The sequence below is a fragment of the Ruegeria sp. AB6 genome (assembly GCF_056542685.1).
Genome location: NZ_JBQGAD010000003.1, coordinates 376,389 through 396,451 on the forward strand (window position 1 = coordinate 376,389; position 20,063 = coordinate 396,451).

Consider the following 20,063-nt stretch of genomic DNA (forward strand, 5'->3'; position numbering starts at 1 on the left):
TTCTGTTAGGCCGCGATAATAAACGTCACGCTGTGAGGGTCCAGCTTTGAATCACCAAAAAGTTAGATTGGGCTCGGGCCTGTATTTTGTTGCCACTCCGATCGGCACGGCGCGCGACATTACGCTCAGGGCACTGGACGTGTTGGCCTCGGCAGATGTGATCGCGGCTGAAGACACCCGCAGCCTGCGCCGGTTGATGGAGATACACGGTGTTCCGCTGAAAGGCCGTCGTATTCTGGCCTATCACGATCACAGCGGCGCTGGCGCGCGACAGAAAATTCTGCAAGCTCTGGCGGATGGCAGCTCGGTGGCCTACGCGTCCGAAGCCGGGATGCCTTTGATTGCCGATCCGGGCTATGACCTTGGCCGCCAGGCGGCCGAAGCGGGGCACACCGTCACCTGCGCCCCAGGTCCCTCGGCGGCTTTGATGGCGCTGACGCTTGCTGGCCTGCCCACGGATGCCTTCTTTTTCGCTGGATTCCTGCCCAACACGTCGAACGCGCGAAAGTCAAGGATCGAGGCGCTGCGCGATGTGCCGGGCACACTGATCTTCTACGAATCACCCAAGCGCGTTGCGGCCTGCCTGTCGGACTTGGCCGAAGTATTGGGTGACACAAGACAAGCGGCAATGTGCCGGGAACTGACCAAGAAATTCGAGGAAGTGAAACGCGGAACTCTGGCCGAGTTGGCCGCTGATTTAAGCGGACAGACTGTCAAAGGCGAAATTGTCCTGCTTGTGGATCGCGGGCATTCGGAAACTGTTAATGAATTGGACGTAGAACAGGCTTTGAAGGAAGCCTTGGAAACCCATTCGGTTCGGGATGCGGCAGATCTGGTGTCGGAAATGTTCAAACTGCCCCGTCGCCCGATCTATCAAAAGGCTCTGAAGCTGAGAAAGGGATGACATGTCCGCACGCGCTGTTCGAAGTTCAGTTTCTTATCAGGCAGGCCAATCCGCTGAATTGCAGGTGGCTACGGACTATGAACGTCGCGGCTATTCCATCGCACATCGCCGCTGGCGCGGGGCCGGAGGGGAGATTGACCTGATCGCGCGGGATGGTGACTGCCTTGTGTTCATTGAAGTTAAGAAAAGCAGCAGTTTTGACCGAGCTGCGGCACGGATCAACCAGCGTCAGATGAAACGGATCTGCGCCTCTGCTTCACAGTTTTTGGAAAATGAACCCGCAGGACAACTGACGAATGTGCGCTTTGACGCAGCGCTGGTGGATGCAACTGGCGCAGTCAAAATCGTTGAAAACGCCTTTGGGCAAGCCTGACCCCCATTGAACCCTCGGGCCCGCTGGGCCATGTATCTGGCGTGAAACTGAGGGACACGCCATGAAAATCGCCTTTCAGATGGACCCAATCGGGGCCGTGGATATCAATGCAGACAGCTCATTCCGACTGGCCGAAGAGGCGCAGGCACGTGGGCATTCGCTGTTTTTCTACGGACCGGATCAGTTGGCGTATCAGGAAGGGCGCATAAAAGCACGCGGCCATGACATGACGGTGCAGCGTGTGGCAGGAAACCCGGCTGAACTGGGGCCTGAGCGTGAGGTTAATCTGGCCGATTTCGATGTGGTCTGGCTGCGGCAGGATCCACCGTTCGATATGCACTACATCACCTCGACGCATTTGTTAGACCGTTTGAAGGGCAAGGCGCTGGTGGTCAATGATCCGTTCTGGGTGCGCAATTACCCCGAAAAGCTGCTGGTGCTGGATTTCCCCGATCTGACGCCACCGACAACGATTGCGCGCGATCTGCAGACAATCAAAGTTTTCAAGGAAAAGCATGGCGATATCATCCTCAAGCCGCTTTATGGCAATGGTGGTGCGGGCGTGTTCCGGCTGGATGCCAACGACCGCAACCTGACTTCGTTGCATGAGTTGTTCACCGGTTTCTCGCGCGAGCCGCTGATTGTTCAGAAGTTCCTGCCCGATGTAAGCAACGGCGACAAACGTGTGATCCTTGTGGATGGTGAGCCGGTTGGCGCAATCAATCGCGTGCCAGCCAAGGGCGAGACGCGGTCGAACATGCATGTGGGCGGTCGCCCTGAAAAGATTGGCCTGTCCGACCGGGATTTGGAGATTTGCGCCGCCATTGGTCCTTTGCTGAAGGAAAAAGGCCAGATTTTCGTCGGCATCGACGTGATCGGAGATTACCTGACCGAGATCAACGTGACCTCGCCCACCGGCATTCAGGAGCTGGAACGGTTCGACGGTGTCAACATCGCTGAAAAAATCTGGCAGGCGATTGAAGCCAAGGTTTAAGACGCCGCCCGGGCGCTGATACGAAAGCTCAGCGCCTCGGCCACATGGGGGCGGCGGATATCCCGCGCGCCCTCAAGATCGGCAATGGTGCGCGCGACCCGCAGGATGCGGTGATAGGCGCGCGCCGACAGGCCGAACCGTTCCGCGGCTTTCAGTAACAGCTCTTTGCCTTCGGCGTCGGGTGCGGCGATCTCTTCCAGCAGCTTGCCCTCCATATCCGCGTTCTGGCGGGGCTCCATGCCCTCGAACCGCTCAGCCTGCACGGCGCGTGCGGCTTCGACCCGTGCGGCAACGGTGGCGGAGCTGTCCCCAGAAGGCGGCAGGTCCAAATCGGTGAACCCGACCGGAGGCACCTCGATCCGCAAGTCGAACCGATCCATCAGCGGGCCAGAGATGCGGCCCAGATAATCCTCGCCACAGACCGGCGCGCGGGAACAGGCGCGGGCAGGGTCGGTCAGGTAGCCGCATTTGCAGGGGTTGGCGGCGGCCACCAGCATGAAGCGGCAGGGGTATTTCACATGGGCATTGGCGCGGGCCACCATGACCTCGCCCGTTTCAATCGGTTGGCGCAGGGTTTCTAGAACGGTGCGTGGAAATTCAGGGAATTCGTCCATGAACAGAACCCCGTTATGAGCCAAGGAAATCTCACCGGGTTTCGCGCCTCGACCACCGCCGACAATCGCAGCCATCGAGGCGGTGTGATGCGGTTCTCGGAATGGGCGGGTGCGGCTGATCCCGCCTTCGTCAAGCAATCCGCAGAGCGACTGGATCATAGAGGTTTCCAGTGCCTCGGATGGGGTCAGAGGCGGCAGAATTCCCGGCAGACGCGCGGCCAGCATCGATTTGCCCGACCCCGGTGTGCCGATCATGATCAGGTGATGCCGCCCGGCAGCGGCGATCTCTAACGCGCGTTTGGCCCGCTCTTGCCCTTTCACATCGCGCAGGTCGCGCGCGCTGGGCGCAAGGCTGACCTCGCCGGGTTGGGCTGCCGACAAGGGTGCCTGACCCGAGAAGTGCCGCACCACATCGCCTAGTGATGTGGCCCCGATAACCTGTGTAGCATCGACCCAAGCAGCCTCGGCGCTGGAGGCCTTGGGACACAGCAGTGCGCGATCTTCGGCGGCGGCGGTCATGGCGGCGGGCAGGGCGCCGACGACGGGTACGAGCGATCCGTCCAATGACAGCTCACCCAGCGAAACCGCGCCTTCGGCAGCATCGGGAGGGATTATTTCCAATGCAGACAGCAGCGCGACGGCGATGGGCAGGTCGAAATGGCTGCCCTCTTTCGGCAGGTCGGCGGGCGAGAGGTTTATGGTGATGCGTTTGGACGGCAGCGCGATGGCCATGGAGCCAAGCGCGCTACGCACGCGGTCGCGGGCCTCGGACACGGCCTTGTCAGGCAGGCCGACGATGGAAAAGGCGGGCAGGCCTGGCGAGACGGCGCATTGTACCTCGACCGGGCGGGCCTCGACCCCTTGGAAAGCAACAGTATGAGAGCGGGCGACCATGAACGACCTTTTTGGTTAACAGGTCGTTGCTGGCACGCCGCCGGTTTAGGAATCGTTAACGCCTGCGACCATGTCAGAGAATTTCGGCCAAGCGCCAGGGTCTGCGGCGGTTTTGTCACGGCAGAACGGGTTGCAGAAGCCCCAGATGCGCCCGTCCAGTTCAAGGAAATCCGTCACAGGGTCGCCGGAATAGGGGCAGGTGGCGTTGACCGAGGGGCCTGCATCCACGGCGCGGGCTGGGAGCGACCCGACTGGCCAGGGTTGTGTTGCCAATCCCAGTGCGTAGGGGAAAGGGTCATAGGTCACAGTCAATCCCATCGCGCGCCATTGGCGTGCGGACAGGTCCGACAGCAGAGCTAGGCAATAGGCTCGGGTTGCGTCCGAGACCGGCAATCCATAACCGATAATCCGCGCGGCCACCGGCGTATAGAAGACATCCGCCAGGGAATAGGCGCCAAACAGCGGACCGGTGGTGGCCCCGGATACGCTGCGAGAATGGGCCCATAGGGTCTCGATCCGGTCAAGGTCGCGCAGGGTATCTGCTGAGGGTTCAAACCCAGTCCAGCAATGGTGCAACTGCATCGGGCATTCGCCGCGCAAGGCGGTGAACCCGGCCACCATCTCGGCGCATAACCAGCGCGCGGTGGCGCGGGCGACTGGATCTGCAGGCCACAGCCCGGCGTCGGGATGTCGTTCGGCCAGAGTTTCGGCCATGGCGAGGCTTTCGCCTACCACCGTCCCGTCGGGCAGGCGTAAGGCGGGCACCAAACGGGCGGGGGCGAGTGGCTTCATATCCTCGGCCATGGTGCCGGAATAGAGGCCGATCATATGGGCTTTGTAAGGCAGGCCGAACCGTTCTAGCATCAGCCAGCCGCGCATGGACCAGCTGGAAAACAGGCGGTCCCCGATAAACAGATCATAAGTCATGTGGACAGAATGGCGCGGCATGACGCGGCGGTAAATCAGTGAATTGTGCGCAGGTGCATCACGCCAGGTGATTGATCCGCCCGACCGACCAGCGATCCCCGTGATGAGTCAGTTCCGTGACCGAGAGGTTGTCGATCTTGTGGCTGAACGCCTCTTGCGCGGTCACGTCCAGCGCGCGCTGCACCTGCGTCAAGATCACGCCGAAATGCACCACCACGACCAGATCGTGCCCTGTATGATCGGCCATCAGCCGGTCGATCACGGCATCCACCCGTGCGCGCACCTCGTTCCAGCTTTCGCCATCCGGGGGGCGCACGTCGCCGGGATTGTCCCAATAAGCAAAGGCGAGGTCGGGGTCTTCGGCCTCAATCTCTCGGAACCCACGCAGCTCCCAAGTGCCGAAATTGATCTCGCGCAGGTCGGGGTGGTGGGGCAGGCGGGTGCGTGTCCCCTGAATGGCCGAAGCCGTATCGGCGGCGCGGGACAGGTCGGACGAGATCACAACCGCATCAGACGGCAGATGGTCATGCAAGCGCTGGAGCGCCACTGTGTCGCTGAGGTCAGCGGGCAGGTCGGACCAGCCGACCATGGTTTTCGCATGGGTCGGCCCATGGCGGACAAGGTGCAGCCGGGTCATGGAAGCTGCCCTTTCAAAACCAAGGGCAGGCCCACCGTGACCTGCACCACCAGATCGGCCTGCGCCGCCAGCGCGATGTTCAGCCTTCCCTGCGCCTCGCGGAACCTGCGGGAAAGGGCGTTGTCGGGGACAATGCCCTGGCCCACCTCGTTCGAGACGACGATGACCGGGGCCCGACATCCGGCCAGAGCATCCAAAAGGTCCGCCTGCGCCTGATCCAGATCGTTGTCAGCCAGTAGGTGATTGGTCAGCCACATGCTGGCGCAGTCGATCAGGCAAACTTGGCTTTTGTCCAGCGTGGCCAGCGACGGGCGCAGGTCCAGCGGGGCCTCAATGGTGGTCCAGCCATCGCCGCGCTGGGCGACATGCCGCTTCACCTTTTTGTGCATCTCGTCATCAAACACTTGTGATGTCGCCAGATAAATGCGACTTTTTTCTGTTGAAACAGTAAGTTGTTCTGCAAATGCAGACTTGCCCGAGGCAGCTCCGCCTATCACAAAGGTTAAATCCGGATACACTATTCTTACCTTCCATGTGATCCACCCGGTTTCGTTCTGCGTATCGACCATAGGTCGGCAAGGCAAGGCCGGGGTGCGCCTGCGAAAAGGGGAGGTTTCCATGGCACTGGATAACGCAAACGATTTTTCGATGTCACGGCAGGCAATGAAGGCCGAATTGCTGGACGCGGAGACCGAATTGAAATTGGCCTATGCATGGCGTGACCACCGCGATGAAAAGGCGCTGCATCGGTTGATCACCGCATATATGCGGCTGGCGATCTCTATGGCGGCCAAGTTCAAACGCTATGGCGCGCCGATGAATGACTTGATTCAAGAGGCCGGTTTGGGCCTGATGAAAGCCGCCGACAAATTCGACCCGGACCGGGGTGTGCGGTTCTCGACCTATGCGGTCTGGTGGATCAAAGCCAGCATTCAGGACTATGTGATGCGCAACTGGTCGATGGTGCGTACTGGGTCGACGTCCTCTCAGAAATCGCTGTTTTTCAACATGCGCCGCGTGCAGGCTCGGCTAGAGCGTGAAGCTGCGACGGAAGGGATGGAATTGGACAGGCACCAGCTTCATCAGATGATCGCCACTGAAATCGGTGTCCCTCTGCGTGATGTCGAGATGATGGAGGGGCGCCTTTCAGGGTCGGATTTCTCGCTGAATGCAGTGCAATCCGCAGATGAGGATGGGCGCGAGTGGATTGACGCGCTGGAGGATGAGCGCGAGCAGGCCGCCGAAACCGTCGAGAACAGCCATGACACCGCGCAGTTGCGTGAATGGCTGGTAACTGCCATGCGATCCCTGAACGATCGTGAGCAGTTCATCGTGCGCGAACGCAAATTGCGGGAACCGGCGCGGACATTGGAAAGTCTGGGTCAGGAATTGGGTCTGTCGAAAGAGCGTGTGCGTCAGCTAGAAGCCGCCGCTTTCGTCAAAATGCGCAAGAACCTTGAAGCGCAATCGCGCGAGGTGCAACACTTCATCGCATGAGACAGTTTGCGATTCTGCTGTGTGCGCTTGTAGTTACAGCCGGTGTAGGCCGGGCCGATGGACTGATTCCTGATGATGTTGCCGACGCAATGCGCGCGGCGGATGTAGTGATTTTGGGTGAAATCCACGACAACCCACAGCATCACATCGTCCAAAAAGAGGCGTTGGAGATCATCAACCCCTCGGCCGTGGTCTGGGAAATGGTCACCGAAGAGGGCGCGCAACGGCTGGCTCAGAAAGCTGCGACCAACCCCGAGGAATTGGACCGTATCCTGAAATGGGCCGAGATGGGGTGGCCGTCCCTCAGCATGTATTACCCGGTCTTTCAGGCTACCGATGCGCCGGTCTATGGGGCGATGGTTCCCCGTGCGGCGGCGCGCGCTGCAATGGAACGGGGTGCTGCCACGGCGCTGGGCGCGGATGCGGCGCGCTATGGGCTGACCGTGCCTCTTTCGGCTGCGGATCAGGCTGAACGCGAGGCAGATCAACTGGCGGCGCATTGCGATGCGCTCCCGCAAGAGGCGCTGCCTCAGATGGTGGCCATCCAACGTTTGCGCGACGCGGTTCTGACGCGTTCGATCTTGCGTGCCGATGACGAAACAGGCGGGCCGATTGCTGTGATCACTGGTAATGGGCATGCCCGCAAGGATCGCGGGATTCCGACATTCACGTCCCGGCTGCGCCCCGGCCTGAAAGTCTTTGTGTTGGGGCAGTCCGAGGATGGCGCGATCTCAGGCGAGTTTGACGCGGTGATCGACAGCCCTTCGGTCGAACGCGAAGACCCCTGTCTGGCATTCCAGACGCAGAATTAACCGCTGGAACTGTCTGGCCTGCTTGCCTAATGTCAGGGCCGACCGGGACGGGAAGGGCTGAACATGCTGGCATCGAAACGAATTCTGCTGATCATCGGCGGAGGCATCGCAGCCTATAAATCGCTGGATCTCATCCGCCGCCTGCGCGAACGCGGCGCGGCCGTAACCCCGGTTCTGACCCGCGCGGCTGAGGAATTCGTGACCCCTTTGTCTGTGTCTGCCTTGGCCGGAGAGAAGGTCTATCGCGATCTTTTCGATCTGACCGATGAGGCCGAGATGGGCCATATCCAACTCTCCCGCTCTGCCGATCTTGTAGTGGTTGCCCCGGCCACTGCCGATCTGATGGGCAAAATGTCCAGCGGGCTGGCCAACGACATGGCCTCGACCCTGCTGATGGCGACCGACACGCCAGTTCTGTGTGCCCCTGCGATGAATGTGCGGATGTGGGATCACCCCGCGACGCAGCGCAATCTGACGCAACTGCAGGCGGATGGTGTCCGCTTTGTTGGCCCGAACGAGGGCGACATGGCCTGTGGCGAATACGGCCCCGGTCGTATGTCCGAGCCGCTTGAAATCGTTGCTGCGGTCGAGGCGCATCTGGGCGGCGGCCCCTTGCAGGGCAAGCGTATTCTGGTCACTTCGGGCCCCACCCATGAACCCATCGATCCGGTGCGCTATATCGCCAACCGGTCCTCGGGCGCGCAAGGAACGGCGGTGGCGAGGGCGCTCGCCGCGCTGGGGGCCGAGGTGGTGTTTGTCACCGGCCCGGCGGATGTGGCTCCGCCCCAAGGCGTACAGGTGGTTGCGGTCGACACCGCGCAACAGATGTCGGATGCGGTGGACGCCGCCTTGCCCGTGGATGCAGGCGTGTTTGCGGCGGCTGTGGCGGATTGGCGGGTGGCCAGCGCCTCGGACCGGAAGCTGAAGAAAACCCGCGACGGCCTGCCCGCGCTGGAATTTGCGGAAAACCCCGACATTCTGAAACGCGTCTCGCATCTGGAAACGGGTCGCCCCGCGCTGGTCGTGGGCTTCGCCGCCGAGACCGATAGTGTGATCGAACACGCCACCGCGAAGCGCGCGCGTAAGGGGTGCGACTGGATTGTGGCCAATGATGTCAGTCCCGCCACCGGCATCATGGGCGGGTCCGAGAATGCGGTCACGTTGATTTCGGACGCAGGGGCCGAAGAATGGCCACGTATGAGCAAGGACGCTGTGGCCGAGCGGTTGGCGCGCAAGATCGCCGACGCGCTGACCGCGTGAGAGAAAAGGAAACAAGATGGTTGCAATTCGCGTGATCCGCGAAGACGGCTCTGACCCCTCAGTACCGTTGCCGTCCTACGAAACCACTGGTGCGGCGGGCGCGGATGTTCGAGCCAACCTACCGGATGGAGCGTCGATAACGCTGAACCCCGGACAGCGCGCCTTGGTTCCCACCGGCCTGCGGATCGAAATCCCGAATGGCTATGAGGTGCAGGTGCGTCCAAGGTCCGGGCTGGCGTTGAAACATGGGATCACGCTACCCAACACGCCGGGTACGATCGACAGCGATTATCGCGGCCCGCTGGGTGTGATCGTGCTGAATGCCGGGCAGGAGGTGTTCGAGATCACCCACGGCGAACGCATTGCGCAGCTTGTCGTGGCTCCGGTCGTTCAGGCCACATTTGAGTCTACCGATACGCTCAGCGACACCGAACGCGGCGCGGGTGGGTTCGGCTCGACCGGGCGCGGCTGATGCTGTTGGTTTTCATTCTGGCTGCCGGGCTGTGGGGCGTTGGCTATCTGGCTGGCGTGTCGCGCACCGCGCGGATGACATCCGTCGGGGTGTTGCTGTTGGGCGTGATCACGGCGCAGCTGGTTCTACCGGACGGGCACCCCTTGCGTCAGGCGACTGGCGGCTCTGCGGCGATGTGGCTGATCCTGGCTGGTTTCGCGGTTCTGGTTCTGGTTTATGGAAGGGTGCTGAAAGCGTTACGCAACCGCGCGACGCCCGCCACGAAGGAGTCCGCCATGCCATCCGACCAATTCTCTGAAACCGAGCTGGAACGTTATGCCCGCCATATCGTGTTGCGGGAACTGGGTGGGCCGGGTCAGAAAAAGATGAAACAGGCCCGTGTGCTGGTTATCGGTGCCGGGGGGCTGGGCGCGCCAGCGCTGCAATATCTGGCTGCCGCCGGGGTTGGGACCATCGGTGTTATCGACGATGACGAGGTCGAAAATGCCAATCTGCAACGTCAGGTCATACACCGCGACGCGGATATCGGGATGCCCAAGGTTTTCTCGGCGCAGCAGGCCATGCAGGCGCAAAACCCTAATGTGATCGTGCTGCCTTACCACCGCCGTCTGACTGATGAGATCGCGCAGGATTTGTTTGCCGATTTCGATCTGATCCTCGATGGCACTGACAATTTCGACACTCGCTATCTGGCCAACCGCACGGCGGTTGCGCTGGGCAAGCCGCTGATCTCGGGTGCTCTGTCGCAATGGGAAGGGCAGCTGAGCGTCTTTGATCCCGCCCATGATGCCCCTTGCTATCAGTGTATATTCCCAGAGGCTCCGGCCCCAGGGCTGGCGCCTTCCTGCGCCGAGGCTGGCGTGATTGGCCCTCTGCCCGGCGTTGTGGGCTCGATGATGGCGGTGGAGGCGATAAAGGTGATCACCGGGGCTGGGCAGGCTCTGCGCGGTGAGATGCTGATCTATGACGCGCTTTATGGGGAAAGCCGCAAGATCACCCTGTCGCGCCGCGCCGATTGTCCGATTTGCGGTAAGTGAGCGCGCGCACTGGATCATGCCCCCTTGTGTTCCTAGGTTGTGCTCAAAGGAGAGTTTCATGACCAACCCGATCCTGTCCGACTGGACCACACCGTTTGAAATCGCGCCCTTCGACACGATTGCCGACACCGATTTCGCGCCCGCGCTGGATGCGGCCTTGCAGGCGCATAACGCGCAGATCGACGCCATCGCGGACAACCCCGACGCGCCCAGCTTTGCCAATACGGTTGAGGCGCTTGAGGCTGCGGGTGAGCAATTGGACAAGGTCCTGTCCGTCTTCTTCACTGTGGCCGGGGCTGACAGCAACCCGGCGCGAGAAGAGTTGCAGCGGGACTTTTCGCCCAAGCTGGCGGCGCATTTCTCTGGCATTTCCTCGAACAAAGCGCTGTTTCAGCGGGTGGCCGACCTGTGGGACCGAAAGGATGATCTGAACCTGACCGAAGAACAGGCGCGGGTTCTGATGCTGACCCATCGGGGCTTCGTGCGCGCGGGCGCGGCCCTGACCGGGGATGCAGACGCGCGGATGCAGGAAATCAAGGCGCGGCTGGCCTCGCTGGGTACATCCTTTACCCAGAACGTGCTGGCGGACGAGCGCGCGTGGTTCATGGACCTGTCCGAGGATGATCTGGAAGGTCTACCAGATTTCGTCGTGGATGCCGCCCGCGCCGCCGGGCAGGAAAAGGGTGTAGATGGTCCCGTTGTCACCCTGTCCCGCTCGATCATCGTCCCATTCCTCCAATTCTCGCCCCGCCGCGATCTGCGCGAGGTGGCCTATAAGGCCTGGACTGCGCGTGGCGCGAATGGGGGCAAGACGGATAACCGCGAAAATGCCGCCGAAATCCTCAGCCTTCGCGAAGAACGCGCCAAGCTGCTCGGCTATGCCAATTTCGCCACCTACAAGCTGGAAACCGAGATGGCCCGCACGCCGGACAAGGTGCGCGATCTGTTGATGCAGGTTTGGGAGCCCGCCAAGACCCGCGCGGATGCGGATGCCGAGATTCTGACGCAGATGATGCAGGCGGATGGGGTCAACGGCCCTCTGGCCGCGTGGGATTGGCGCTATTATGCCGAGAAACGCCGCAAGGCCGAGCATGATCTGGATGAGGCCGCGCTGAAACCCTACCTGCAGCTGGACCGGATGATCGAGGCCGCCTTTGCCTGTGCCAACCGCTTGTTCGGGTTGGAGTTCGCGCCGCTGGACGTGCCCCTCTACCACCCCGATTGCCGCGCGTGGGAGGTCACGCGCAACGGCCAGCATATCGCGGTGTTCATCGGTGATTACTTCGCGCGGGGCTCCAAGCGATCCGGCGCGTGGTGCAGCGCGATGCGGTCGCAGGCCAAGTTTCCCAAGGTGCAGGCTCCGGTCGTGATCAATGTCTGCAATTTTGCAAAGGGCGATCCGGCGCTGCTGTCTTATGATGACGCCCGGACGCTATTTCATGAATTCGGCCATGCGCTGCATCAGATGCTGTCGGATGTGACTTATGAAAGCATATCGGGTACGTCTGTCGCGCGCGATTTCGTAGAACTGCCCAGCCAGCTTTACGAACACTGGTTGGAAGTGCCCGAAGTTCTGGCCGAGTTCGCCACCCATGCCGAAACCGGCGCGCCGATGCCGCAAGACATGCTGGACAAGGTGCTAAAGGCCGCCAATTTCGATCAGGGGTTTCAGACGGTCGAATATGTCGCCTCGGCGCTGGTCGATCTGGAATTCCACGATGGCGCGGCCCCCGCCGATCCGATGGCGAAACAGGCAAAGGTGCTGGAGGGTCTGGGAATGCCCCCGGTCATCGGAATGCGTCACGCCACCCCGCATTTCGCGCATGTGTTTGCCGGCGACGGCTATAGCTCGGGCTATTACAGCTATATGTGGTCCGAGGTCATGGACGCCGACGCCTTCGCCGCCTTTGAAGAGGCTGGAGGCGCATTTGACCCCGCCCGCGCCAAGGCGCTGGAGGAAAACATTCTGTCCACCGGAGGCTCGCGCGAGGCCGAAGACCTGTATCTGGCCTTCCGGGGCCGGTTGCCGGGGGTTGAGGCTTTGCTGAAAGGGCGCGGGCTAGTAGCCTAAAGCGCGGTCGACGAGGTGCAGGTAGGGTTCACCCGCCTCACCGCGTCGAATGTTTTCAACGATCACCTGCGCGGCTGTCACTGGCCGCGTTTCCGAGGCGATATGCGGCGTGACCGTCACGTTCGGATGCGCCCAATAAGGGTGGTCGATTGGCAAGGGTTCAACCCGGAACACGTCCAGCGTGGCGTGGCCGATTTGTCCGGCGTTCAGCGCATCCAGCAGAGCGCTGTCGTCGATGAGAGGGCCTCGGCCCGGATTGATCAGACATGCGCCCTTAGGCAGCAGGGCGAGTGTTTCCGCGTTCAACAGGTTCTCGGTCGCCGGTGTGTCGGGCAGCAGCAGAACGACGATTTCAGCTGTGGTCAGCGCCGCGCGTAGCCCGTCTCCGCCGTGGAGGCAGGTGACACCGGGGATGTCCTTGGGCGACCGACTCCAGCCCGTGACGTTGAAACCCAATACAGCAAGTGCCCGCGCGGATGCCTCGCCCAACATGCCAAGGCCCAGTATGCAGACGGTGCGTTCAGGGGCCAGCGGTGGGGCCTCGGGTATCCATGTGCCGTCCTGAACAGTGATATGGCGGTCCATTCCAAGATGGTATCGCAGCACGTGGCCGACCACCCATTCGGTCATGCCTTGCGTCAGGCCGAAATCCACCATTCTAGCGAGGGGAACGGTTAGGGTCGCGTTATCTGCGATGCTTTCGACCCCGGCCCACAGGCTGAGCACGGCCTTCAGCCGCGAATACGGCGTGAAGTCCAATAGCCCACCGTTTGGCGCATAGACCACGTAATCGACCTGATCCGGGTCCATCTGCGTTCCGATCGCCGCATCCACCCCCGCATTGGTCAAGCCGTCTGACAAGAGGGGTTCATACACGGGCCACAATTCAGGTCGCGCGGAAAACAGGACGTTCACGGGCATCGGGGGCCTTTCAAATCAGCGAGGACGATGGATATGCGCGCTTTGCACAATACCGAAGGCCGCCATCAGGACAAGCATGGCCGAGCCGCCATAGCTGACCATAGGCAGGGGCACACCCACGACTGGGGCCAGTCCCATCACCATCGACATGTTCACCGCGAAGAACAGGAAGAAGTTCAGCGCGATGCCCAGCGTCACCAGCGACGAAAACCGGTCCTTGGTCGACAGCGCCGTCACCAGACAGAACACGATGATCAGGCCATAAAGGATCAACAGGGTAATGCCACCGACAAAGCCGAACTCCTCGGCCAATGTGGTGAAGATGAAATCGGTATGTTTTTCCGGCAGGAAGTTCAGCCGCGATTGTGTGCCTTGCATGAAGCCGCGCCCGTTCCAGCCACCCGATCCCAGCGCGATTTTGGACTGAGTAATGTGATAGCCCGCGCCCAGCGGGTCGGTGGAGGGGTCCAGAAAGGTATCAATCCGGCGGAACTGGTAGTCCTTGAGTAACTGCCACTCGGTTCCGCGGCTGTTGAAAACGGTTGCGATCAGCCCGACCACGGCGGCGATGACAGCGGCGAAATAGGCCCAGTGGACCCCTGCCAGAAACATCATCCCGCCCCCTGCAGCCAGCAACAGGATCGAGGTGCCAAGGTCGGGTTGTTTGAGCACGAAGAACACGGGGATCAGGATCAGGATCACCGGAAGGATCACCCACAGCGGGCGCGAGGTTTTGTGCGAGGGCAGCCAGTCGTAATAGGCGGCCAGCACCATCACAAGGGCAACCTTCATCACCTCGGACGGTTGTAGGCGCATGAAGCCAAGGTCGATCCAGCGCTGTGCGCCCATGCCAATCGTCCCGAACAGTTCGACCACGATCAGTAGGCCAATTGAGCCCAGGTAGGCCACAACCGACATGTTGCGCCAGAACCAGATGGGAACAAGCGCGATGATGAACATCACCGCGAGGCCCAACCCGAACCGCTCCATCTGCGGTTCGGCCCAAGGGGTCCATGACCCTCCTGCAACCGAGAACAGCATCAGGAACCCGGCGCTGGCCACGCTGATCAGCAGCAGAGTCAGGGGCCAGTTCATATACAAGAACTTGCGGAACCCCGAGGGCGTGGATTTGACCGTATACTCAAGATAGCTCATGCGCGGTCCTTTTCGGACGGGCGCGCTTTGGGACGGCGATCGCCTTCAAGCTTCTTTTGCAGTTCCTTGATCCGGTCGCGGTCGGCAACCGGATAGGCGTCCAATGGCGGCGTTCCATTATAGAGCGCCTGTAACATGATGTCCCGCGCCACAGGGGCTGCGGCTTTCGACCCACCTCCGCCATGTTCCACCACCACGGCAATCGCGTATTTCGGCTTGTCATAGGGCGCGAAGCTGACGAACAGAGCATGGTCTCGGCGTTCCCACGGCAGGTCCTCGTTGCGGATCACACCTGCGGCGCGCTCGGCCTTGGTGATGTTGCGTACTTGGCTTGTACCGGTTTTGCCCGCCATGCGAAAATCGTCGGCTATGATGCGGCTGCGATAAGCCGTACCGCGCCGGTCGTTCGACACCGTCCACATCGCCTGCCGAACCTGTTCCAGATTACGCGGGTTGACGTTTAGCGGCTCACCTGCGCCCGAGGGCTGCTCGACCCCGTTCATCGACCGAACAAGACGCGGCGAGACAGATCGCCCAGTCGCAATCCGTGCGGTCATTACGGCCAGTTGCAGCGGCGAGGCCAGCATGAACCCTTGACCGATCGAGGCATTGGCAGTGTCGCCCACCAGCCATTCCTGGCCATGCACGCGCCGCTTCCAGTCCTGATTGGGCGCCAGCCCTGCGGCCACGGCGGACATAGGGATGTCATGCTTGATGCCCAGCCCAAAAGTCCGTGCCATGTCCGAGATTTTGTCGATCCCCGTGCGCAGGGCCACGTCATAGTAATAGACATCGCAACTGCGTTTGAGCGAGGTTTCCAGATCGACTGTGCCATGCCCGCCGCGTTTCCAGCAATGGAACCGGCGGCTGCCAACCTTCAGGTGGCCAGGGCAATAGACGGTGTTCGATGGCCCGATCACTCCGGCTTCCAACGCGGCCATGGCGGTGATCATCTTGAAAGTTGATCCCGGTGGATAGGTGCCCTGCACGGTCTTGTTGGCCAGCGGGCGGTAATTGTCCTGCGTCAGGGTCCGGTAATCTGCGACCGAGATGCCGCGCACGAACAGGTTGGGATCAAAACTGGGGGCTGAACTTATCGCCCGGATATCGCCGGTTTCGCAGTCGATCACGACCGCAGCGGCGCTTTCGCCCGCCAGACGTGCCTGCGCGTATTGCTGCAAATCTGCATCGACAGACAGTTGCAGATCAGCCCCGGCGGTACCTTCCTGCCGGTCAAGCTCGCGCATGACACGGCCAGTGGCGTTGACCTCGACTCGTTTGGCCCCGGCCTTACCCCGCAGGCTGATTTCCTGTTTGGCCTCTAGCCCGACCTTGCCGATCTGGAACCGAGGTATGCGCAGCACGGGTTCGGGGTCTTCAATCTGGCTGAGGTCATAGTCGCTGACCGGGCCGACATAGCCAACGACATGGGCGAAGTCCTCGTATCTGGGATATTGCCGTGTCATGCCGACCTCGGGCGTGACACCGGGCAGGGCGGGGGCGTTGACGGCGACTTTCGAGATATCTTCCCAAGTGACCTGATCGGCCAGCGTGACCGGCAGGAACGGGGCCGAGCGGCGCATCTCGGTCTTGGCGCGCTCGATCTCATCATCGGTCAGCGGGATTAGGTCAGACAGTCTGGCGATAACGGCGTCTACGTCGCCCGCATCCTCGCGCACCATCACGATCCGGTAAGAGGGCGAGTTCTGTCCGATGATCTGCCCGTTGCGGTCGTAAATCCGACCGCGTGTCGGTGGGATCAGGCGGATATTGATGCGGTTTTCTTCGGCCAGCAGGCGGTATTCATCCGCTTGATCCACCTGCATATACCGCATCCGTGCGGCAAGACCGCCAATAAACACGGCCTGCAACCCGCCAAGAACAAAGGCGCGGCGGGGCAGTCTTTTATAGGCCAATCCCTGCGATTTCTGCTTGCGTGGCTTCATGGGCGGGCTCCTACTGCGCCGGACTCCGAGGTCGAAACCCGCCGCACGCCGAATCCGCTCTGGCTGAGCAGAACAATCAGCGGATAAACCGCAATCGTCAGAACCACTTGTATCACGACCGGACCCAATGCTGCCTGTTGCACGGACAGAATAGCAAGAATGACGCGGTTGAGGGCAAAAACAGTCGTGATGACGACGGCGGCGCTGGTCCATTCGCCCATGAACCCGGCGTCACGTAAGCCGGGTGCTGCGTTGCGCAGATAGGACGCGCCCATCACAACCAGCGCGGCCAGCAGACCCGGAGGACGTTGCAGCAGCAGATCGGCCAACAACATCACCACCGCGATCAGAGGGATGGGCACAAACTCGGGACGCCGCAACACCCAGGCAAATGTCAGCGCAATGATCAGATCAGGAAAGGGCCAGCGATCTGGCCGCGCGTTCAGTGGCAGCAGATGAAAAAACAGGATCAGAAGGGCCAGAAACAGATACAAGCCGCGTTTGGCCCAAAGCTGCGAAGTCTGACTATCCATCGCCGACCTCCGATGGGGTCAGGGCGGCTTCGGGGCGTCTGGGGCCGACGACATCGCCGGAATCTTCGATACGTGGAGCCGAATGGAAGCGCAGCACGCGCAAAAATTCCAGTCGTTCGAAATCGGCAGACAGGCGGACACGTAGGCGCCCACCGGGGTCGGCGGCGATCTGTCCGATCAGCAGGCCGCCAGGAAACACGCCGCCATCGCCCGATGTCACGACCCGATCACCCGGTCGCACAAGCTCGCGGTTTTCCAGGAATTCCACAGCGGGCGAAGGCGTATTGTCGCCGGTGATCAGCGCGGTTTGACCCGAAGGCTGGATCGTTGCTGGAATGGCGCTGGACGCATCAGTCAGTAGAATGACTCGCGCAGTATCGGGGCCGACGCCGGAAATTCGCCCGACGACGCCGATCCCGTCCATCGTGGCCCAGCCATCCATGATGCCGTCCCGTTCGCCCACATTCAGCAACACCGATTGCCTGAAGGGCGAGCCGCTATCGGCCATCACAACCCCGGTAATATAGGTCAAGCGCGGGTCAAGCCGCACATTGTTAAGGTCCAGCAGGCGCGCGTTTTCCTGTTCAAGCTGCAGCGCTGCCTCTTTCCAGGCCCGCATCAGGCGCAATTCGCTGCGCAGCTCTTGGTTTTGTGCGCTCAGCCGCTGATAGCTTTGGAAATCGCGGACAAGGTTTACAACTGCGGTGACTGGCACCATCGCCCATTCCATCGACGGCACCACGCGGTCCACCACCTGCGCCCGAAACCGCTCGACCCGAGGGCTGTCAATGCGCCAGACCAGAAAGATTCCCAGCAGGCAAAGCACCACGATCCCCAACAGCAGGCGGCGCAGAGGGGCCGTGTATTCATCGCGCTGTGATCGGTCGTTTGCCACAGGTTACCTTCCCGTGCTGCTCTTGCCCGAGTTTTTACCCCGAAAGGGTGCGCGCCTTAGCTTTCGTAGTCAATCGCGTGGCGCAGTTGTTTTTCATATTCCAGCGCTTTGCCGGTGCCCAAAGCCACACAATTCAGGCTTTCATCGGCAATCGACACAGCCAGACCAGTCTGTTCGCGCAGCGCAAGGTCCAGATCGCCCAACAAAGCTCCGCCCCCGGTCAGCATAACGCCACGGTCCACAATGTCCGCAGCCAGATCGGGCGGTGTGGTTTCCAGCGCGGTCATCACCGCCTCGCAAATCTGTTGAACAGGTTCCGAAAGCGCCTCGGCCACCTGAGCCTGGCTGATCTCGATTTCCTTGGGCACGCCGTTCAGCAGGTCACGGCCCCGGATATGCATCGACTGGCCACGACCGTCGTCTGGCATCCGGGCGGTGCCGATGGTGGTTTTGATACGTTCTGCAGTAGATTCGCCCACGAGAAGGTTCTGCTGGCGGCGCAGATACGAGATGATCGCCTCATCCATACGGTCTCCGCCCACGCGGACCGAGCGCGCATAGACGATGTCGCCCAGCGACAGAACCGCAACCTCAGTGGTGCCGCCGCCGATATCGACAACCATGTTGCCGGTTGGGTCGGTGATCGGCATGCCTGCACCAATGGCGGCTGCAATCGGTTCGGCAATCAGGCCCGCGCGGCGCGCGCCTGCCGACAGAACCGACTGACGGATGGCGCGCTTTTCAACAGGTGTCGCACCGTGTGGCACGCAGACGATGATTTTAGGCTTCGAAAAGGTCGACCGTTTATGCACCTTGCGGATAAAGTGCTTGATCATCTCTTCGGCAGTGTCGAAATCAGCAATCACGCCTTCACGCATCGGACGGATCGCCTCGATCGAGCCGGGGGTTCGGCCCAGCATCAGCTTGGCGTCTTCACCGACGGCCAGCACCTTTTTGACACCGTCCTTGACGTGATAGGCGACAACCGAAGGCTCCGACAGGATCACACCGCGCCCTTTGACATAAACCAGCGTGTTCGCTGTCCCAAGGTCGATGGCCATGTCCGCTGTGAACAAGCCGCCCAGATTGCCAAAGATTCCCATGTTTTTAATGATCCCGTTCGTCAAAATTACCACTGCCCGCGACTCGACGGTTCCGGGACGGATGTCTTATAGGGTGCCATCTCGCCCGGTAAAAGGGCTGATTCCGCGTCAATCAGCACCTTTCCGCCTTATTGATAGGGACTTTAGAAGGCAACATGCTCTCATATCAACATATTTACCATGCTGGAAATCTGGCTGACGTGCAAAAGCACGCTTTGCTGGCGTGGATGCTGGATTATCTGGCGCGTAAGGACAAACCCCTGACCTATGTCGAGACCCATTCGGGGCGGGGCTTGTACAAGCTGGACGCTGCTGAAGCGGTCCGCACCGGTGAGGCCGCGGCAGGAATTGAGCGCGCGCGGCGTGACGGGTGGTTTGGTGCCGATCATCCTTTGTCGAAGGCGTTGACAAGCGTTCAGGCAACGCACGGGGCGCAGGCATATGCGGGATCGCCCCTGATTGCGGGCAATTTGCTGCGTGATCACGACAGTTTGCATCTGGCTGAACTGCATCCGCAGGAATATGAGGCGCTCTCACTGGCCGTTTCGCGGTTCGGAGCGAAGGTCTACAAGCAGGACGGCTATGCGCTGGCGCATTCATTGCTGCCGCCTACCCCTCGGCGGGGTTTGATGCTGATCGACCCAAGCTATGAGGTGAAATCGGAATATGATCGCCTGCCGGGGTTCATTTCCAAGGTGCACCGGAAGTGGAATGTTGGGGTCATCGCGTTGTGGTATCCGATCTTGACCGATGGGCGACACAAGCCGATGATTGCGGCGCTGCGGGCGCAAACCCTGCCCAAAGCAGCATGCCACGAGGTGCGCTTTCCAGCCGCGCGCGAGGGGCACCGTATGATCGGGTCGGGGATGTTCGTGGTAAATGCCCCATTTGGAATCGAGGACGAGTTTACTCGTCTGTCCGCAATATTCGACCGGGTTTAGAGGGTTCTCCCGCCCCGATTGCCAGCATCAAAGATGCCGTCAATCGAGTTGGGCCCGGCAGCGCGCCTGCGGCGCGC

20 protein-coding genes are annotated in these 20,063 nt (G+C 61.0%); 10 read left to right on the plus strand and 10 right to left on the minus strand.

Going from position 1 to position 20,063, the window contains the following annotated elements; translation table 11 throughout:
* The first annotated feature begins 46 nt into the window (after window positions 1-46).
* The 3 genes from rsmI (at window position 47) to gshB (ending at window position 2,271) form a co-directional block, all read left to right on the plus strand.
* Window positions 47-904, plus strand: a complete 858-nt coding sequence (rsmI, locus tag ACR0DB_RS09890; protein ID WP_480550498.1) for a 16S rRNA (cytidine(1402)-2'-O)-methyltransferase — start codon at window positions 47-49, stop codon at window positions 902-904.
* Between the two features lies 1 nt (window position 905).
* The gene (locus ACR0DB_RS09895; RefSeq protein ID WP_353391236.1) at window positions 906-1,277 is read left to right on the plus strand and encodes a YraN family protein; all 372 of its coding nucleotides are present in this window, start codon (window positions 906-908) and stop codon (window positions 1,275-1,277) included.
* Window positions 1,278-1,338: 61 nt separating this feature from the next.
* A complete protein-coding gene (gshB, locus tag ACR0DB_RS09900; RefSeq protein WP_480550500.1) occupies window positions 1,339-2,271 on the plus strand; it encodes a glutathione synthase in 933 nt (310 codons plus the stop codon).
* Here the strand turns inward: gshB and ACR0DB_RS09905 are convergent.
* Genes ACR0DB_RS09905 through cobU form a run of 4 tightly spaced genes read right to left on the minus strand, consistent with a single transcriptional unit; the run spans window position 2,268 to window position 5,912 of the window.
* Window positions 2,268-3,779 carry a YifB family Mg chelatase-like AAA ATPase gene (locus tag ACR0DB_RS09905; RefSeq protein WP_480550502.1) on the minus strand — a complete coding sequence of 504 codons (1,512 nt, stop codon included), beginning with the start codon at window positions 3,777-3,779 and terminating at the stop codon, window positions 2,268-2,270. The two genes, gshB and ACR0DB_RS09905, sit on opposite strands and share 4 nt — an antisense overlap.
* A 45-nt stretch (window positions 3,780-3,824) precedes the next feature.
* Window positions 3,825-4,706 (minus strand): glutathione S-transferase, encoded by an 882-nt coding sequence (locus tag ACR0DB_RS09910; RefSeq protein ID WP_480550530.1) that lies wholly within the window; start codon window positions 4,704-4,706, stop codon window positions 3,825-3,827.
* A 58-nt stretch (window positions 4,707-4,764) separates the two neighbouring features.
* A complete protein-coding gene (locus ACR0DB_RS09915) occupies window positions 4,765-5,343 on the minus strand; it encodes a histidine phosphatase family protein (RefSeq protein WP_170772466.1) in 579 nt (192 codons plus the stop codon).
* Complete coding sequence (cobU, locus tag ACR0DB_RS09920; protein ID WP_174839445.1) at window positions 5,340-5,912, minus strand: bifunctional adenosylcobinamide kinase/adenosylcobinamide-phosphate guanylyltransferase; 573 nt, start codon at window positions 5,910-5,912, stop codon at window positions 5,340-5,342. The genes ACR0DB_RS09915 and cobU overlap by 4 nt, the downstream gene beginning before the upstream one ends.
* 49 nt (window positions 5,913-5,961) lie before the next feature.
* Here cobU and ACR0DB_RS09925 point away from each other — a divergent pair, with 49 nt between their 5' ends.
* From ACR0DB_RS09925 to ACR0DB_RS09950, 6 genes are all read left to right on the plus strand, one after another.
* Window positions 5,962-6,840 carry an RNA polymerase factor sigma-32 gene (locus ACR0DB_RS09925; RefSeq protein WP_170772462.1) on the plus strand — a complete coding sequence of 293 codons (879 nt, stop codon included), beginning with the start codon at window positions 5,962-5,964 and terminating at the stop codon, window positions 6,838-6,840.
* Window positions 6,837-7,652, plus strand: coding sequence for a ChaN family lipoprotein (locus ACR0DB_RS09930; protein WP_170772460.1), 816 nt, complete (start codon window positions 6,837-6,839; stop codon window positions 7,650-7,652). Before ACR0DB_RS09925 ends, ACR0DB_RS09930 begins: the two co-directional genes overlap by 4 nt.
* A gap of 63 nt (window positions 7,653-7,715) precedes the next feature.
* Complete coding sequence (gene coaBC, locus ACR0DB_RS09935; protein ID WP_480550504.1) at window positions 7,716-8,912, plus strand: bifunctional phosphopantothenoylcysteine decarboxylase/phosphopantothenate--cysteine ligase CoaBC; 1,197 nt, start codon at window positions 7,716-7,718, stop codon at window positions 8,910-8,912.
* 16 nt (window positions 8,913-8,928) lie between these two features.
* Window positions 8,929-9,384, plus strand: coding sequence for a dUTP diphosphatase (gene dut, locus ACR0DB_RS09940; RefSeq protein WP_480550506.1), 456 nt, complete (start codon window positions 8,929-8,931; stop codon window positions 9,382-9,384).
* Window positions 9,384-10,421, plus strand: coding sequence for a HesA/MoeB/ThiF family protein (locus ACR0DB_RS09945; protein ID WP_170772454.1), 1,038 nt, complete (start codon window positions 9,384-9,386; stop codon window positions 10,419-10,421). Before dut ends, ACR0DB_RS09945 begins: the two co-directional genes overlap by 1 nt.
* Before the next feature lie 58 nt (window positions 10,422-10,479).
* Window positions 10,480-12,492, plus strand: coding sequence for a M3 family metallopeptidase (locus ACR0DB_RS09950; RefSeq protein ID WP_480550508.1), 2,013 nt, complete (start codon window positions 10,480-10,482; stop codon window positions 12,490-12,492).
* Here ACR0DB_RS09950 and ACR0DB_RS09955 read toward each other — a convergent pair.
* Genes ACR0DB_RS09955 through ACR0DB_RS09980 form a run of 6 tightly spaced genes read right to left on the minus strand, consistent with a single transcriptional unit; the run spans window position 12,481 to window position 19,045 of the window.
* Window positions 12,481-13,413 (minus strand): 2-hydroxyacid dehydrogenase, encoded by a 933-nt coding sequence (locus ACR0DB_RS09955; RefSeq protein WP_480550510.1) that lies wholly within the window; start codon window positions 13,411-13,413, stop codon window positions 12,481-12,483. The two genes, ACR0DB_RS09950 and ACR0DB_RS09955, sit on opposite strands and share 12 nt — an antisense overlap.
* 15 nt (window positions 13,414-13,428) lie before the next feature.
* Complete coding sequence (gene rodA / locus ACR0DB_RS09960; RefSeq protein ID WP_480550512.1) at window positions 13,429-14,568, minus strand: rod shape-determining protein RodA; 1,140 nt, start codon at window positions 14,566-14,568, stop codon at window positions 13,429-13,431.
* A complete protein-coding gene (mrdA, locus tag ACR0DB_RS09965) occupies window positions 14,565-16,514 on the minus strand; it encodes a penicillin-binding protein 2 (RefSeq protein WP_480504541.1) in 1,950 nt (649 codons plus the stop codon). The genes rodA and mrdA overlap by 4 nt, the downstream gene beginning before the upstream one ends.
* Window positions 16,511-17,047: a rod shape-determining protein MreD gene (locus ACR0DB_RS09970; RefSeq protein ID WP_480550514.1), complete on the minus strand. Its 537-nt coding sequence runs from the start codon at window positions 17,045-17,047 to the stop codon at window positions 16,511-16,513. The genes mrdA and ACR0DB_RS09970 overlap by 4 nt, the downstream gene beginning before the upstream one ends.
* A complete protein-coding gene (mreC, locus tag ACR0DB_RS09975; protein WP_170784818.1) occupies window positions 17,040-17,942 on the minus strand; it encodes a rod shape-determining protein MreC in 903 nt (300 codons plus the stop codon). Before mreC ends, ACR0DB_RS09970 begins: the two co-directional genes overlap by 8 nt.
* 56 nt (window positions 17,943-17,998) lie before the next feature.
* Window positions 17,999-19,045: a rod shape-determining protein gene (locus ACR0DB_RS09980; protein ID WP_039523195.1), complete on the minus strand. Its 1,047-nt coding sequence runs from the start codon at window positions 19,043-19,045 to the stop codon at window positions 17,999-18,001.
* Between the two features lie 155 nt (window positions 19,046-19,200).
* Here ACR0DB_RS09980 and rlmJ point away from each other — a divergent pair, with 155 nt between their 5' ends.
* Complete coding sequence (rlmJ, locus tag ACR0DB_RS09985) at window positions 19,201-19,986, plus strand: 23S rRNA (adenine(2030)-N(6))-methyltransferase RlmJ (RefSeq protein ID WP_480550516.1); 786 nt, start codon at window positions 19,201-19,203, stop codon at window positions 19,984-19,986.
* The last annotated feature ends 77 nt before the right edge of the window (window positions 19,987-20,063 follow it).

Excerpts from the sequence above, each read along its gene's own strand:
- gshB (WP_480550500.1), top strand. The coding sequence starts at position 1,339 with ATGAAAATCGCCTTTCAGATGGACCCAATCGGGGCCGTGGATATCAAT.
- ACR0DB_RS09925 (WP_170772462.1), top strand. The coding sequence starts at position 5,962 with ATGGCACTGGATAACGCAAACGATTTTTCGATGTCACGGCAGGCAATG.
- ACR0DB_RS09955 (WP_480550510.1), bottom strand. The coding sequence starts at position 13,413 with ATGCCCGTGAACGTCCTGTTTTCCGCGCGACCTGAATTGTGGCCCGTG.
- ACR0DB_RS09915 (WP_170772466.1), bottom strand. The coding sequence starts at position 5,343 with ATGACCCGGCTGCACCTTGTCCGCCATGGGCCGACCCATGCGAAAACC.
- mrdA (WP_480504541.1), bottom strand. The coding sequence starts at position 16,514 with ATGAAGCCACGCAAGCAGAAATCGCAGGGATTGGCCTATAAAAGACTG.
- ACR0DB_RS09950 (WP_480550508.1), top strand. The coding sequence starts at position 10,480 with ATGACCAACCCGATCCTGTCCGACTGGACCACACCGTTTGAAATCGCG.
- ACR0DB_RS09980 (WP_039523195.1), bottom strand. The coding sequence starts at position 19,045 with ATGGGAATCTTTGGCAATCTGGGCGGCTTGTTCACAGCGGACATGGCC.
- ACR0DB_RS09930 (WP_170772460.1), top strand. The coding sequence starts at position 6,837 with ATGAGACAGTTTGCGATTCTGCTGTGTGCGCTTGTAGTTACAGCCGGT.
- ACR0DB_RS09905 (WP_480550502.1), bottom strand. The coding sequence starts at position 3,779 with ATGGTCGCCCGCTCTCATACTGTTGCTTTCCAAGGGGTCGAGGCCCGC.
- ACR0DB_RS09895 (WP_353391236.1), top strand. The coding sequence starts at position 906 with ATGTCCGCACGCGCTGTTCGAAGTTCAGTTTCTTATCAGGCAGGCCAA.
- ACR0DB_RS09945 (WP_170772454.1), top strand. The coding sequence starts at position 9,384 with ATGCTGTTGGTTTTCATTCTGGCTGCCGGGCTGTGGGGCGTTGGCTAT.
- ACR0DB_RS09910 (WP_480550530.1), bottom strand. The coding sequence starts at position 4,706 with ATGACTTATGATCTGTTTATCGGGGACCGCCTGTTTTCCAGCTGGTCC.
- cobU (WP_174839445.1), bottom strand. The coding sequence starts at position 5,912 with ATGGTCGATACGCAGAACGAAACCGGGTGGATCACATGGAAGGTAAGA.
- ACR0DB_RS09970 (WP_480550514.1), bottom strand. The coding sequence starts at position 17,047 with ATGGATAGTCAGACTTCGCAGCTTTGGGCCAAACGCGGCTTGTATCTG.
- coaBC (WP_480550504.1), top strand. The coding sequence starts at position 7,716 with ATGCTGGCATCGAAACGAATTCTGCTGATCATCGGCGGAGGCATCGCA.
- rlmJ (WP_480550516.1), top strand. The coding sequence starts at position 19,201 with ATGCTCTCATATCAACATATTTACCATGCTGGAAATCTGGCTGACGTG.
- rodA (WP_480550512.1), bottom strand. The coding sequence starts at position 14,568 with ATGAGCTATCTTGAGTATACGGTCAAATCCACGCCCTCGGGGTTCCGC.
- dut (WP_480550506.1), top strand. The coding sequence starts at position 8,929 with ATGGTTGCAATTCGCGTGATCCGCGAAGACGGCTCTGACCCCTCAGTA.